16 protein-coding genes are annotated in these 13432 nt (G+C 60.0%); 8 read left to right on the top strand and 8 right to left on the bottom strand.

The genetic code is table 11. The features are described from left to right. Positions 1-508, bottom strand: a 508-nt coding sequence (locus HHL26_RS23700; RefSeq protein ID WP_169576896.1) for a recombinase family protein, incomplete at its 3' end; no start/stop codon positions are given. Between the two features lie 172 nt (positions 509-680). Here HHL26_RS23700 and HHL26_RS23695 point away from each other — a divergent pair. From HHL26_RS23695 to HHL26_RS23680, 4 genes are all read left to right on the top strand, one after another. Then, entirely contained in the window at positions 681-1703 is a 1023-nt protein-coding gene (locus HHL26_RS23695; protein WP_346765631.1) for a DNA cytosine methyltransferase, read from the top strand. Between the two features lie 2 nt (positions 1704-1705). Further along, positions 1706-3322, top strand: coding sequence for an AAA family ATPase (locus HHL26_RS23690; protein WP_169576892.1), 1617 nt, complete (start codon positions 1706-1708; stop codon positions 3320-3322). After that, positions 3300-4622 carry an LlaJI family restriction endonuclease gene (locus HHL26_RS23685; RefSeq protein ID WP_169576891.1) on the top strand — a complete coding sequence of 441 codons (1323 nt, stop codon included), beginning with the start codon at positions 3300-3302 and terminating at the stop codon, positions 4620-4622. The genes HHL26_RS23690 and HHL26_RS23685 overlap by 23 nt, the downstream gene beginning before the upstream one ends. Before the next feature lie 100 nt (positions 4623-4722). Continuing rightward, positions 4723-6135, top strand: coding sequence for a hypothetical protein (locus tag HHL26_RS23680; protein ID WP_169576890.1), 1413 nt, complete (start codon positions 4723-4725; stop codon positions 6133-6135). Positions 6136-6141: 6 nt separating this feature from the next. On the opposite strand, the gene HHL26_RS23675 is transcribed toward HHL26_RS23680, so the two are convergent. The 4 genes from HHL26_RS23675 to mobQ are packed head-to-tail and all read right to left on the bottom strand — an operon-like array spanning position 6142 to position 8313. Beyond that, on the bottom strand, positions 6142-6639 hold the full coding sequence (locus HHL26_RS23675) for a hypothetical protein (protein ID WP_169576889.1): 498 nt from the start codon (positions 6637-6639) through the stop codon (positions 6142-6144). A gap of 14 nt (positions 6640-6653) precedes the next feature. Further along, positions 6654-6908 (bottom strand): CopG family antitoxin, encoded by a 255-nt coding sequence (locus tag HHL26_RS23670; protein WP_021239677.1) that lies wholly within the window; start codon positions 6906-6908, stop codon positions 6654-6656. Continuing rightward, a complete protein-coding gene (locus tag HHL26_RS23665) occupies positions 6895-7218 on the bottom strand; it encodes a BrnT family toxin (RefSeq protein ID WP_206377608.1) in 324 nt (107 codons plus the stop codon). The genes HHL26_RS23670 and HHL26_RS23665 overlap by 14 nt, the downstream gene beginning before the upstream one ends. Positions 7219-7236: 18 nt before the next feature. Next, positions 7237-8313, bottom strand: coding sequence for a MobQ family relaxase (mobQ, locus tag HHL26_RS23660; RefSeq protein WP_169576888.1), 1077 nt, complete (start codon positions 8311-8313; stop codon positions 7237-7239). 171 nt (positions 8314-8484) lie between these two features. On the opposite strand from mobQ, the gene HHL26_RS23655 reads away from it, so the two are divergent. From HHL26_RS23655 to HHL26_RS23640, 4 genes are all read left to right on the top strand, one after another. Then, complete coding sequence (locus tag HHL26_RS23655) at positions 8485-8775, top strand: mobilization protein (RefSeq protein WP_169576887.1); 291 nt, start codon at positions 8485-8487, stop codon at positions 8773-8775. Then, positions 8775-10331, top strand: a complete 1557-nt coding sequence (locus HHL26_RS23650) for a type IV secretory system conjugative DNA transfer family protein (RefSeq protein ID WP_169576894.1) — start codon at positions 8775-8777, stop codon at positions 10329-10331. The genes HHL26_RS23655 and HHL26_RS23650 overlap by 1 nt, the downstream gene beginning before the upstream one ends. A gap of 485 nt (positions 10332-10816) precedes the next feature. After that, entirely contained in the window at positions 10817-11917 is a 1101-nt protein-coding gene (locus tag HHL26_RS23645) for a replication initiator protein A (RefSeq protein ID WP_169576886.1), read from the top strand. A gap of 132 nt (positions 11918-12049) precedes the next feature. Further along, entirely contained in the window at positions 12050-12223 is a 174-nt protein-coding gene (locus HHL26_RS23640; protein WP_169576885.1) for a hypothetical protein, read from the top strand. A 51-nt stretch (positions 12224-12274) separates the two neighbouring features. Here HHL26_RS23640 and HHL26_RS23635 read toward each other — a convergent pair whose 3' ends face one another. The 3 genes from HHL26_RS23635 to HHL26_RS23625 all read right to left on the bottom strand — a co-directional run. Continuing rightward, on the bottom strand, positions 12275-12565 hold the full coding sequence (locus HHL26_RS23635) for a ribbon-helix-helix domain-containing protein (RefSeq protein ID WP_169576884.1): 291 nt from the start codon (positions 12563-12565) through the stop codon (positions 12275-12277). Further along, on the bottom strand, positions 12562-13215 hold the full coding sequence (gene parA / locus HHL26_RS23630) for a ParA family partition ATPase (RefSeq protein WP_169576883.1): 654 nt from the start codon (positions 13213-13215) through the stop codon (positions 12562-12564). The genes HHL26_RS23635 and parA overlap by 4 nt, the downstream gene beginning before the upstream one ends. A 49-nt stretch (positions 13216-13264) precedes the next feature. Next, a partial coding sequence (locus tag HHL26_RS23625) for a helix-turn-helix domain-containing protein (RefSeq protein ID WP_169576882.1) occupies positions 13265-13432 on the bottom strand: 168 nt, incomplete at its 5' end.

Genomic DNA, 13432 nt, shown 5'->3' with positions numbered 1-13432 from the left:
CGAACAGCGCCGCGACTGTGCGTTGGGTGTCACCAGCGGCGAGCCTTTCAAGCGCCTCGGCCCGCTGGTGAGGGGTGAGGGCGGCCTTACGCCCAAACTTCACGCCCCGCGCTCTGGCCTGCGCGCGTCCAGCGGTGGTGCGCTCGATGATACGTTGCCTCTCCCAACTCGCCGCTACGCCCAAGACGGCGATCACGACCTCGGCAAGTTGAGAGGTTGTGTCCAGCATCGGCTCCGCGATCGAACGAAAGCCAGCGCCAGCCTCCTTTACCATGTGGAGGGTATTCAACAGGTCGCGCGTGTTGCGGGCAAGCCGGTCCGTGGCCGTCACCATCAACACATCGCCAGGATCAAGCGCGCCGATCGCGCGCTTGAGCTGGGGCCGCTCGGCCGACGCACCGCTGATCTTCTCGCGATAGATTTTTACGCATCCGGCAGCGGTAAGCTGGGCGAACTGCTGGGCCAAATCCTGGCCGTTGGTGGAGACGCGCGCGTAGCCATAAATCATGGCACGATTCTGCATCAGATTTTTGCATCATGAAAGAGCGCAGATTTCGGCGCTTTTAGGCCTTATGCAAAAATTGTGATTTTCGGATCAGGCAAGCGCCTTCCGGGCAAAGCTAAGCAGTGCTACGCAGCGGACTGGCGTAGGTTAAGCATCACGTAAAGGGCCGTTATTAGTGGTTGATTGCATAGGACTGTTTTCGGGGGCTGGGGGCCTTGATATGGGGGCGAAGCAGGCGGGTGCTCGTATCATTCGTTGCGTCGAGATTGATAATGATTCCGTCGCTACGCTGCGCGCCAACTTCCCCGATTTACGTATCGATCACGCAGATATCGCCACTCTCGATTTTCGCGAGCATCAAAGCAGCCGGGGTCCGAAGATTATAATAGGAGGCCCCCCCTGCCAGCCGTTCTCTAAGAACGGGTATTGGGTGAAAAACGAAAATCGGCTGATTGAGCATGATCCTCGGAACATGTTGTCTGAATTTCTACGTGCTGTTGAAGAAGCAAAGCCTACGGGATTTCTTTTTGAAAACGTAGAAAGTCTTTTGCACCCTACGAACAAGCATGTTGTCGAAGAATTTCTTAGCTTAGCAGACGCGCTCGGGTATCGTTGCACGCTCCATAAAGCCAACTCTGCTGATTATGGCGTGCCGCAAAAGCGCAAGCGCGTGTTCATTTTCGGTGTGCGTAAGCGTGGACGGGTTGCCCCTCCTCCGCCAAATCCCACCCATTCTGCAACGCCCGATATGGACGGCTTGAAGCCGTATGAGGGGGTGAATAAATTCATGAAGGGGTATGAAGCGAAAAAGTATTTCGAACCCAGTGAGATCACCGAGCACGGAACTTATGCTCACGAACTCGCCAGTGTTCCGCCAGGCCGTAACTATATGGCACTGGCGCACCTAGACGGATATCGTGGCCGCACATTTCGCGCTGGTGGCCGTTTCTGGAATTTCCTCCACAAGCTTCATCCCGACGAGCCATCCATTACGATCGCCGCCCAGCCTGGACCTTGGGTAGGGCCATTCCATTGGACGAGCCGGAGGCTTCGTGTCCCGGAGATTGCTGGCATTCAGACATTTCCGAAGGATTACAAATTCGTGGGCAACCGCCGTTCGGTTCAAAGGCAAATCGGCAATGCCGTCCCATGCCTGCTGGGCGAGGTGATGGTCCGTCACCTGATTGAGCACCTGTAATCATGGCGAAAATCAGCAAGCAAGCCACTGCGGATGGGCGCATGGTCGATGACTATGACCCTGACCACCCCACGATGCAGCAGCGCGAGGCCGTGCTTCTCGACGGCTTCACAGCGCGGGGCTGGAAAATTGAAAACATGTCGTCCGATGAGCCAAAGAGGCGAACGGTCATGCAGGTTTCTCGCGGCGATCGCTCATACAAACTGAACGTGTTCGTCTTCCCTAACCTCGCCTATGCCAGTCGGCACGCCGAGGAGAAGCGCATCCAGCTCAGCCGTGACTATGCTGAACACAAGCGCGAGTTCGAACTACCCAATGACGGCCCGGAGCGGTGCCTGTTGCTCGGCATGTATATCCGCGACGGCAAAACGGTCGTCTCGGCTTGGGACGCGGCTGCCTATCGCAATCACGCGCAGCCCAGCAGTTGTTACGTCCGCGTTCCGGCACTGGCGGACGCCATGCGAAATGGCTTTGGCCAATCGATTGATGGCAAGAATCGGCTAGTTTGTTGCTTTCAACCCGACCTTCTCGCCTATTATGTCGAAAACATGCACGACCTCCACGAAAAGGTCATCGTGGACCAAAACCTCATCAAGACGTCGCTCGATGGAGAACCAGATGAAGCTGCGGGAGACGAATCTACCGACGAAATAAACGTCCCCCCTAATGCCGTCCCAGCTGATCTACCCCGCAACCGCATTCTTTATGGCGCTCCTGGCACCGGCAAGAGCCACCGGCTCGACAGCGAGGTGAGCGCCTATTTCGGCGACGAGACGTTACATGAGCGGGTGACGTTCCACCCAGACTACACCTACGGACAGCTAGTCGGAGCATACCGGCCGGTGCCACTTTATCGTGAGGGATCGGGATCGCTTCTTGCGGCCGATAAGGTGACGGACGCGGGAAAGCACGAGCCGCTGATAGACTATGCGTTCGTCCCTGGTCCCTTTCTTCGGCTGCTGGTCCGCGCCCTGAAAAACCCTGGACATAAATTTGTCTTGGTCATTGAGGAATTGAACCGGGCGAATGCGCCAGCCGTGTTCGGCGAGGTATTCCAGCTTCTTGATCGCGATAACCAGGGTGTCGGCAAGTTCCCGGTGATGATGCCGACCGAAGCGCGCGACTATTTGCGCTCACATGGTTTACCCGCATCGGTTCGGCTCCCCGCGAACCTATATTTATGGGCTACCATGAACAGCGCTGACCAGGGCGTTATGCCCTTGGACGCTGCGTTCAAACGGCGCTGGACCTTCGAATATGTGCCCCTAAATGCGTCCGAGGACGTGACGGCCGAGTGGATGATCCACCTGAACTTCCTTGGCGGAAGCGTACCGTGGAACACCTTTCGGGCCGCGATCAATGACCACCTTCGCAAGCGGGAGGTGCCAGAGGATCGACTTCTTGGCCCATTCTTCATGCGCCAAGAGGAATTGGAGAACGGCCAAGCATTCAGGAACAAGCTTCTACTATACCTCCGGGATGACGTGGTGCGCCACAATCCCGAAGCCCTGTTTAGGGGGGCATCACTTAGCTACGGCGCGCTCGCCGACTCCTATGAGAAGGGCGATCCGGTTTTTGCCGAGGGAATAGACTTCGGTGCAGCCGACCAAGGGAGCTGAACTTCTCACCGAGGAAGAGGTGTTGTCATCCGCGCGGGTGACGACACTCTTCCCCGAGCCGGAAATGAGAAACGCGCTGATCCAAAACGGCGTGCTTGCTCCTGATAAGGACGGCGCATTGCGTGTTCGTTTCGTCGGGGTTGCGGTCGCTGGCGGGCGCAGCTTTCAAATCCTGCCGAAGATTTTCCCGGCTTCGTCCGCCAATGTCACATCCACCATGCGGCAAGTTATCCGCGCGTTGCGTCGCTATGCCCGGTGGCAGCCGCAACACCGGGATGAGGCTCCATTCCTCGATCCGACCGCAAGTCACACCGACCTAAACGCGCTCGCCCTCGCGGACTGGCTCATTCGAGATTATCTCAGTGCTGGCATCTACCGCCGCCTCCGTGACCGCGAGGAAATCAGCGGGTCAGGGCAGGTAAGCTGGCGCCGCACGATCGAGCGTATGGTGCCCGTGCTATCGTCAGGGCGGCCAGTCTATGTGGATACTGTGACACGATCGGCCGCGAAGGATCGCGATTACTTCGTCAGCCGGTTGCACAGGCAGATTGTGGAGAGTGCTGCCCAATCGTTCGGCTATCTTCTGGGCTATGGACCTCTCAACCTAGACCATGAGCCATTCGAACCCTTTGGCGATCTGCCTGCCTTATCCTTGTGCCAGGCCAGGATTCGGCAGGAGATGCGTGACGCCTTTTCTGACCGAGCGATGCAGCTTCTACCCATGCTTCTTGCATGGCTGACCGCGATAGAGAAAGCCGAGAGCGCCAACCTTGCGCTGTATGGCACAAGTTCGTTCTATGACGTTTGGGAAAAGGCATGTGCACTTGCCTTGGGCAACGAACGGGATCAATGGCAAGTCCATATACCTCGCCCAACGTGGCGCTCGGCCGAAGGTCACATCCAAGCTGCTGACACGTTCGCGCCAGACATAGTGACCCGTATTAGGGACGGCGCAGACGAACATCTGCTGATAGCCGATGCCAAATATTATCGGCTATCCATGCCGCCGCACCTACAAGGTCAGCCTGGTGTAAACGATGTCGCCAAGCAGCTTTGGTATCAGCGTTGCCTTTCCGGTGCCGCGCGCGACCGTGGCCTTACCCGGACTTACAACATATTCGTAGTGCCAGGGCCTGAGCACGAGGAGGGGTTCTGGTCGGACGGCCAAGTTGATCTTTCTGGCCTGCCGGAAACGACCGTAAAGGTGAAACGATTATCGGGTTTACAGGCTCTTGAGCGTTTCGCCGATGGAACCGCCCTCGACGCCGAGCGCGTCCGGGCGGTCGTTATGGCAGCGTAGGCGAGACGGGACCATATCTTGCCCATTGAACAAAACAAGAACATGTGACACTTCCTACTCTGTTGTTTGCGATCGAGAGCACCAGAGCTAGGAAGCGATAATGAACCGTCTCGCATCTACCCGGTCGAAATCTCGGCAAGCGCAAAGCAACTGGCTCAGCGTGATCGACCAAGCGATCATCGCAGCCGAGGCCGCAGAATTAGAATTGTCCCGCCAAGGCGGAAACGACCCCTCGCAGCAACGCAAGGCAAGCGGATCATATTACACGCCCGCAGACGTGGCAGGCCATTTCTGGGATTTGTTCTTCCGCCATCACCATATTTGCGACCTCAACTCGCTGCTCACGTTCATCGCATCCACTGACCTGGTGGAACCCTCGGCCGGGTCGGGCATGTTTGTGTTCAGCTTTCTCAAGAAGGCAGCCCTGCTCGGAGCCACGCCGGAAAACCTCACCAGCTTGCGCTTCCATGTTGTGGACATCAATTTGGCCGCGCTACGGTTCTTCTCCGAACGTTTGCGAGAGATCGAGCGTGCAGTTGGCGTGAACTTCGACGGTATCGGCCCTGCCCAGAAAGACTTTCTTGAATGGGCGAAAACGAGCGCCATCGCTAACGTCGTTTTCACCGGGAATCCTCCTTTCATTTCTAATGCTCGTGGGTCTCGTTGGCGCAACCTGTATGCCGATTTCGTGGAGGTGATGCTCTCATATCGCGGTGTGAAGGGGGTGAGCCTGATCCTCCCCCTTTCGGTATGCTTCAGCCGCGATTATGCGGACCTACGGGCTACGATCCGAGCGGCGGGAATGGGCATCAGCGCATCCAGTTACGACAATATTCCCGACTGTCTTTTTAAGGCAGGAAAACCCGACAGCACGAACACGAACCGGGCTAACAGCCAGCGCTGCACTATTCTCAATATTGGCGGCCCTGACCCAACACTTCGCGAGGCATCCCCCCTCCTAAGCTGGCCTTCGGCCGAACGCGCAACCGTGCTATCCACCGTCCCGGCGTTTCGTGCATTCAGCAACGATGATTTGAGCGGGCAAATACCTAGACCGGCATCGGACATGCTGGCCGACTATATGCGCGGGGCAAGCGGCGCGCGACCACTTCGCACCTTTTTGTCCAAGATAGGAAAGCCAGCATTCGCAGTCGGTGGTGTCGCACGGAACTATATCGGTATCAGAGACTTCGAGAAATTTGGCCCGGGCTGCATACCAATCAAAGCACACTCCGAAGATGAGCGTGGGCTTGTCTTGCAAGTTCTCTCATCCAAGCTTTTCTATGATTACTGGCGGACTTATGGAGACGGGTTCCACGTTACGGTTGATCTCATCGAACGCTTCCCGGTGACGGCTGCGCTGGCGGATTATTGCAAACATAATCAAGCACTGGCGCACCAAGTCTGGGCTAATCGTGCAGCCTGCGCCAAAGAGAAACTCAACTCCGGCCAGGTGATACGGTCCTATGACTTTCGGGCCGCTTTCGATGATGCACATAGTGTAATGGCATGAGAGCGCTTACCGCTCGCGATCGGGCCGCTGCGCCCTGACTCGCCCCGGAAACATCTCTTCGTGGATTGGCTCCACCACCGCGACGGTGCCGTTTTCACCGCTCCGCACCTTGCCCGGCTCGAACACCCGGCCCCGGTCAAGCTGATCCGCGATCCATTCCCGTACCCGCTCCGCATCACGGGCAGCGCCGTCAGGATCACCCTTGTTCAGCCCCTTGGCGATCGCCTGGGCCACAATGTAATTTCCCTGCGCCGCCCGCAATTCTGGATCGCGAGCAGCTTCCTCGGCCGTCGCCGCCCGAAACCTGTCGCCTAGCGTTATTACGCGATCGACGCCGCCCCCCGATGCGCCGGCGCTGCCGGCGACGAACTGGGCCAGCGTCTCGCCCATGGCGTCCACCTTGGCCTGCATCGCCTCGACTTGCCCCGCCAGATTTTCCACCGCCGCCAGCACCGCCCGCTGGGTCGCTAGCAGCGCCATCACCGGATCGTCGCTGTCATCCATGGTGTTCGACAGCCTTAACGATGCAGCGCCTGCTCCAGCGCCTGGCGAATGAACCGCTGATACGGCATGCCCTTGCTGGCGGCTGTCGCCTTGACCTGCTCCAGCAACTCGGCGGGCAAACGCATGTTGACCCGCGCATCCTTGCTGCTGAACTCAAACCGCGTAGGCGTAAGCGCAGAAAGATCATAGCCGGTAAGATCGGCGGAACCGACGAAATCCTCGGCCTCCTCATCGCTGGACAACAGCGGAAGGGGTTTATCCTTGCTCATAGTGCCGCACCTCCTTGGCGTGCATATAACGGGCGCTTATCGGACGGATAAATCTGGCCCCATCCCGTTCGCGCCAGGTGAAGGCCAGAAACACATGACGGCCACTGCTAGCGCGGCCGATCGCCAGAAAGCGCGTCTCTACCGTCGAATGTGCCACATCTGGCCCTATGGACGGCGTCCCGGCGAACACGCTTTCAATTTCCGCCAGCGTGACACCATGTTTCTGGCATTTCGCCTGGTTGCCTTCATCCCAATCGAAGCCAGCGACACTTTTGCTATCCATGCCAGAGAATGGCATTTGTATGTACATTTGTCAATTCCGATGGCATCATCGTTCGCGGTCCCTATCTCTGTCACGCTGGCGCTGGCGATCATGCGCGGCCTGGTCGTGGGGTTTGCCTGCCTTGCCCATTCGGGACGCGATACGATCGGCGGCGCTCCCTGGCTCCGGGGTATCGCGGTCGCGCTCCACCCGCTTCGCCGTCGCCTCCGCGATCCGCTCGGCCGCGCCGCGATCCTCGGCCTGGCTGCCCCATGCCGCGCTGAGACGGTCGCGCAACCCCTGCGCCATATCCTTGGCCTTCTCGCCCAGGCCGCGCATGGTTTCCGCGATCCTGGCACTGAGATCGCGGAACTGCTGCGTCAGCTCGCGCCGTTCCTGGTTGCGCGCCTGCACCGCCCGCTGCTCGTCGCCGCGATCGGTGGGCGCGCCCTTGCGCTCCATCGCCACCGCCGCCAACGGCACCTTGCCTAGCGGCTCGCGATCGAGGTCGTCCGCCTTCTCCGCGTCCCCCCGCTCCCGCGCCGCCTCGCGCTGATCCTTCAAGGACCGATGGTCGATGCGCTCATCGCACCCGGCCCGCTCCAAGGCGCGATTGGCATGGTCCGCCCAGGCCGCGCGCCATCCCTCAAGCCGCTCGGCCGCGTTCCAGTCCCGGTTCTTCTTTCCGAACCCCTCGCCGGTCAGGTCGCGCATGGTCAGCATGACATGCGCGTGCGGCTGCTCCTGCCCGTCTGCCGAATGGCCGCGATGCAGCGACACGTCCGCGATCATGCCTTGGGACACGAACTGCTCGCGCACATAGCTGTCGACCAGGGCGCACCGCGCTTCCGCGTCCAGTTCACGCGGAAGGGAGATTTCGACCTCACGGGCGAGCTGCGCGTCCTTGCGCTTCTCCGCCGCCTCGACACCGTTCCACAGGCTGGAACGATCGAGCATCCAGTCGGGCGTGCGGTCGGGGGCCATGATCTCCCGATGCTCAATGTCCGACTTGCGCGTGTAGTCGTGACATTTGCCCAGGCGCTCGTCGGTCAGCCGCTCGCCCGACCGATAGGCGGCGGCGGCGACTGCGCTGCGCCCGCTGGCCCGCGAAATCACTTTGACGGAGCAATGGTAGATCGCCACGGGCCGCGCGCCTTCTTCCTTACTTCACTTAAGGGGGAAGCCGTCCGGCGGGGGCAAAGCCCCCACGAGGACCACGCACATTGCGAAGCAATGTATAAGCGTGCCCTTATCTTCGTTAAGGTAGCCTCTTTGCGGTTCGTTTGATATAGCCAATTGCCATAGGAGGACGGCATGGCACGCACCCCGGTAGAGACACGCCTTGAGAAAATGCGCGAGGACGAGCGCAAGTTGCGCGAACGGCGAAAGGCGCTTGAGGCCCGCGTCTCGACCGAACGTCGCAAGGCCGAAACCCGCGAGCGCATCATGCTGGGCGCGTTCATCCTCCACCACCTGGACGAGGACACGCCCACGGGCCGCCAGCTCGCCCCCCTGTTGCAACGCGAGTTGCCGATGTTCCTCACCCGTGAGCGCGACCATGCGTTGATGGCCCCTCTGCTCAAGCGGCTGAAGGAGAAGGAATGATGGCGGGGCCGCTGGTTGGGGGTGAACGGGGTATCAGCGGCGGTGTCGCTGTCGTCGGGGGCATCGTCGTCCTGATCGGCACCCAATGGCTGCTCGGCAAGCTGCTCCCGGAGTCGATCGCCAGCACCATCGCCTGGGCCGCACTGGTGGCCTTCGGAGTGGCTGTCTGGAAGTTCAACCGGCGTTTCGGTCGCAACGAGCTTCTCGGCTCGGCCGCGTTCGGATCACGCGCCGATGTGCGCGGCCTGGAAACCAACGGCGGCGATCTGCTCATTGGCCGCTCGGCCAAGTCGGGCAAGCTGCTGCGCTATGGCGGTCCCGCCCATCTGCTGACCATGGCCCCGACGCGCAGCGGCAAGGGCGTGGGCACCATCATTCCCAATCTGCTGACCCTCGACCGCGCGGTGATCTGCATCGACCCCAAGGGCGAGAACGCCCGCGTCACCGCCAGGGCACGCACTGGTAAGGGCAAGGTCTGGTGCCTCGACCCGTTCGAGGTTTCGGGGCAACCCCCTGCCCGCTACAATCCCCTCGACCGGCTCGACCCGGCCAGCCTCGATCTGGCCGAAGACGCGATGACGTTGGCCGACGCCCTGGTCCACGATCCAGCGGGGCAAGGCGGCGATGCCCATTGGAACGAGGAAGCCAAGGCGCTGATCGCCGGGCTGATCCTCTATGCCGTGGTCCATGAGGACCGCGAGCATCGCACCCTGGCGACCGTGCGCGACTATCTTACGCTCGCTCCCAAGGCGTTCGCCGACTTGCTTACGCTGATGCAGGACAGCCGCGGCGCCGGTGGCCTAATCGCCCGCGCCGCCAACCGCCAGCTCGGCAAGTCCGATCGCGAGGCCGCAGGCGTGTTGTCCTCGGCCCAGCGGCACACCCATTTCCTCGACAGCCCCCGGATCGTCGCCAGCACATCGGCATCTGACTTCACCTTCGCGGGGTTGAAGGAAGGGGTTTCCACGGTGTTTCTGTGCCTCCCCCCTGACCGGCTCGACGCCTATTCGCGCTGGTTGCGCCTGCTGGTCGCCCAGGCGCTCACCGACATGGCGCGCTCGCCGGTCAAACCCGCGCGGCCCGTCCTGTTCCTGCTCGATGAGTTCGCCGCCCTGGGCAGGTTGGAACCTGTCGAGCGCGCCATGGGTCTGATGGCGGGATACGGGTTGCAGCTCTGGCCGATCTTGCAGGACATGCACCAGTTGCGCGCCCTCTATGGCGAGCGGGCGGGCACCTTCCTGTCGAACGCCGGGGTGTTTCAGGCGTTCGGGGTGAACGACCTCGCCACCGCCGAACTGCTGTCGAAGACGCTGGGGCAGGAAACCCTTGAATATCAGACGGCGGGCTATTCCCAGGCCAGCATGATCGACGGCGGCAAGCTCACCCGCTCGGCCAGCACCCAGATCAGCGCCCGCAACCTCATGAACCCCGACGAAATCATGCGGATGCGGCCCACCGACCAACTGCTGATGCTCCAGGGTCAGGCCCCGCTGATCGTGGAGAAGATTCGATATTACGATCAGCGCGAGTTCTCAGGATTATCTGATCCCGGCTGAGGGGAGCGCACCCTATCCTCCTGGCTTCTCTGGAAAGCCAATTTACGACCTTGCAGCTTGTGTTGGCGTTGATGGTTGAGCGTCAACGTTCGATCTTACCTAATTCCAATAAACAAATTGCGCCGACCGCGTTAGCGGTCGTCCTTTTAGCATGGCGAAGCCGTCCCCTCTGCCTTTTCAGATCGCGTGGCCCGAAGTTATCCACACCCGCCTAGTGTTAAAATATGGGTTAAGTGATGTGTTACGGGATTTTGGTATTTCCATAAATTATTGATATTGTAGTGTTTTCTTCCGGGAAATCTCTTTCCGGTGAATCCACTATGACGAAAAAGCGAATCCAGAGTGACGATAGGGTGAATCTACTCTGACGATAGACTGTCGCCCGCCAAGCGTAATCGAAATGACGATAGCAGCGGGGATGAATCTGAAATGACGATAATCCGCTTGCGTATGTGAAATGACGATAGTAGCTGTCTGTTACTGAAATGACGATAGACCCCGCCCCTACCCTGTTTGACATTGCGCCTTCCGAAGTGGTGGACGGCGACGATCGGACACCCCTGCTGCCGGTGCGCCACCCCAACCAGGACTTGTTCATCTGCGACGTGCTGGACGCGATCCCGAAGGACGACATGGCCTCGATGGAGCATCCGGTATTTTCGCTCTCGACCAAGCCCGACAACCGGACGCGGCGCTATGAGCATAACGGCAACGTCATCGAGATTATCCCGTCGGGCAAAGGGCTGGCGACGATCCATGACAAGGATATTCTGATCTACTGCATTTCGCAGCTCGTCGCGAAGATGAACCAGGGCGAGCAGCCCAGCCGCACCGTGCGCCTGCAAGCCTATGACATGCTCGTTGCCACCAACCGGCAGACCAGCGGCGAAGGCTACCGGCTGATGGCCGATGCCCTCACCCGCCTGCGCGGAACCACCGTGCGGACCAATATCCAAACTGGTGGGGTCGAGGAGACGCGGATTTTCGGCCTGATCGAAGAAGCCAATATCACCCGCAAGACGTTCGATGGCCGGATGCTCGATCTTGAAATTACCCTGTCGGAATGGGTGTATCGCTCCGTCATCAGCAAGAACGTCCTGACCCTCCACCGGGACTATTTCCGGCTCCGCAAGCCCTTCGAACGGCGCATGTATGAACTGGCCCGCAAGCATTGCGGCGTGAAGGACGAGTGGAAGATCGGATTGGAACTGCTACAGAAGAAGTGTGGCTCCAACAGCCCGCTTCGGGTGTTCCGAGCCTTGGTCAAAAAGGTCTGCGAGCATGACGCGGACCACGGCCATTTCCCCGACTATGCGGTTACGATGACCGATGACGTTATTCTGTTCCGCAATCGCTCCGGCCTCAAGAGCAAGCCCGATCCAGTCGCCGTCGCTGACGATGCGCCCTATATCGACCCGGAAACCATGCACGACGCCAAGACGGCCGCGCCAGGCTATGACGTTTATGCGCTCTATGATGAATGGGTGTCGTGGTGGCATGACATGGGCAAGCCGGAACTGAAAAGTCCCGCCGGGGCGTTCCTCGGCTTCTGCAAGAAGCGTCACGAGCGCAAGCCACTCCGATGACCCCATGTGAGCAAGCCCACATGCAAACATTATGGTTCGGCGATAAGGGCGGATTTACGAGACCGCAGCGTTTGTTGAAGCGTGGAGGGCAGATGCTATAGGCCGTGCTGATTGCGTAATGGAAGGAAGCATATGGCGAGGCCCAAAGACATAAACCGTCTCAACCCACAAAGCCCGAAATTCGATGCGGGGCTTGCAACAGATGTTTACGCAATGATCGCCAAGGAATTGGGCGAGGACGAGGTGAACTTCGAAGAGGTCAAGGAATACATCGAGACTCAGGGGGGATCGGAAGTCGGCTTTTAATTTAAGGTGCGTGAGCATGTCCCGTCGCGACATGCTTGCATGTGAACATGCTCACTTGCCTACAGGACTTTCCCCCATCTTGCGGAGCCAGTCGTTGAACGCCTCGGCCATCGCGTCCTGCAAACTCATCCCATGCTTGCGGGCTGTCATGTGCATAGCGAAGGACATTTCCGGGCTGAAATAGCCTGTCATCGCCTTCTTGCCCTGACGGCTCGGTGCAACCGGGCTGCTGCCGGTGCTACTGGCGATCGGCGCAGCCGTCCGCGCCTCCGGCTCGGTCGCCACCGGCGACGGCGCAGAATCGCGATCCCGCAATGAAAGCAATGATCCCTTCCGGCTCATGCGCTGGCCCTCCGCTTCCTAGATGCTTGCATGTTTACATGCCCGCATGTCCACTTGTAAAGTTCGCGTACTTCGTCGGCCGCCTTGCCGTTCGGCTCGACCTCCATCGCCGTTTTTCCCTCGGCCGCCGCGTGGCGGAAAGCAGCGCGATCCGCGATGTGGTGCGGACAAGCATCCAGTCCATAATCCTGCACGAGCTGCGCCGCTTCCTCATACATGCGCGGAGCGGTTGGGCTTCCGGCGGTGAAGATCACGTAAGCGGGCTTGCCGCGCATCTTCACAAGGCTGGCGGTTGTCTTGATCGCGGCCAGGTCGAACGCGCTCGGCCGACATGGGATCAACACGAGGTCGGCCGCCTCGACGGCAGCACTGGCGGCGCTATCGGCGTGGGGCGGGGTGTCGATCACTATGAACTGCGCGCCCTGCGCCGTGGCCTGCTCGATCTTGGCGGTGAGGCGAGGGGGCGCGCTGTCGATCACGATCGGGGGCGCATCCTGCCGCCAAGCCGCCCATTGGCTTGCCGTCGCCTGCGGGTCCAGGTCGATTACTAGCGCGGTATGCCCGGAATCCTCGGCCGCAGCGGCCAGATGCAAGGCGAGGGTAGTTTTTCCCGCGCCACCCTTCTGACTAATGATCGCGATTGTTGGCATGTGAACGTCCCTACATGACCGCATGTTTGCATGTGGTCATGCCCGTTGATTATCGGCCAATCAAGCGTGAAATGGTGGCTTGGCTAACATCGAACAGCGCCGCGACTGTGCGTTGGGTGTCACCAGCGGCGAGCCTTTCAAGCGCCTCGGCCCGCTGGTGAGGGGTGAGGGCGGCCTTACGCCCAAACTTCACGCCCCGCGCTCTGGCCTGCGCGCG

It is taken from the genome of Sphingobium sp. TB-6, from assembly GCF_012927365.1.
Classification (GTDB): domain Bacteria; phylum Pseudomonadota; class Alphaproteobacteria; order Sphingomonadales; family Sphingomonadaceae; genus Sphingobium.
Note: the sequence above shows the minus strand (reverse complement) of the source record. Positions and strands in the feature narration are given on the sequence as shown.

What these genes read in the sequence shown, in the direction of transcription:
- HHL26_RS23655 (WP_169576887.1), top strand. Translation starts at nt 8,485, where the DNA reads ATGGCACGCACCCCGGTAGAGACACGCCTTGAGAAAATGCGCGAGGAC.
- HHL26_RS23650 (WP_169576894.1), top strand. Translation starts at nt 8,775, where the DNA reads ATGGCGGGGCCGCTGGTTGGGGGTGAACGGGGTATCAGCGGCGGTGTC.
- HHL26_RS23670 (WP_021239677.1), bottom strand. Translation starts at nt 6,908, where the DNA reads ATGAGCAAGGATAAACCCCTTCCGCTGTTGTCCAGCGATGAGGAGGCC.
- HHL26_RS23665 (WP_206377608.1), bottom strand. Translation starts at nt 7,218, where the DNA reads ATGTACATACAAATGCCATTCTCTGGCATGGATAGCAAAAGTGTCGCT.
- HHL26_RS23675 (WP_169576889.1), bottom strand. Translation starts at nt 6,639, where the DNA reads ATGGATGACAGCGACGATCCGGTGATGGCGCTGCTAGCGACCCAGCGG.
- HHL26_RS23680 (WP_169576890.1), top strand. Translation starts at nt 4,723, where the DNA reads ATGAACCGTCTCGCATCTACCCGGTCGAAATCTCGGCAAGCGCAAAGC.
- HHL26_RS23690 (WP_169576892.1), top strand. Translation starts at nt 1,706, where the DNA reads ATGGCGAAAATCAGCAAGCAAGCCACTGCGGATGGGCGCATGGTCGAT.
- parA (WP_169576883.1), bottom strand. Translation starts at nt 13,215, where the DNA reads ATGCCAACAATCGCGATCATTAGTCAGAAGGGTGGCGCGGGAAAAACT.
- HHL26_RS23640 (WP_169576885.1), top strand. Translation starts at nt 12,050, where the DNA reads ATGGCGAGGCCCAAAGACATAAACCGTCTCAACCCACAAAGCCCGAAA.
- HHL26_RS23645 (WP_169576886.1), top strand. Translation starts at nt 10,817, where the DNA reads ATGACGATAGACCCCGCCCCTACCCTGTTTGACATTGCGCCTTCCGAA.
- HHL26_RS23635 (WP_169576884.1), bottom strand. Translation starts at nt 12,565, where the DNA reads ATGAGCCGGAAGGGATCATTGCTTTCATTGCGGGATCGCGATTCTGCG.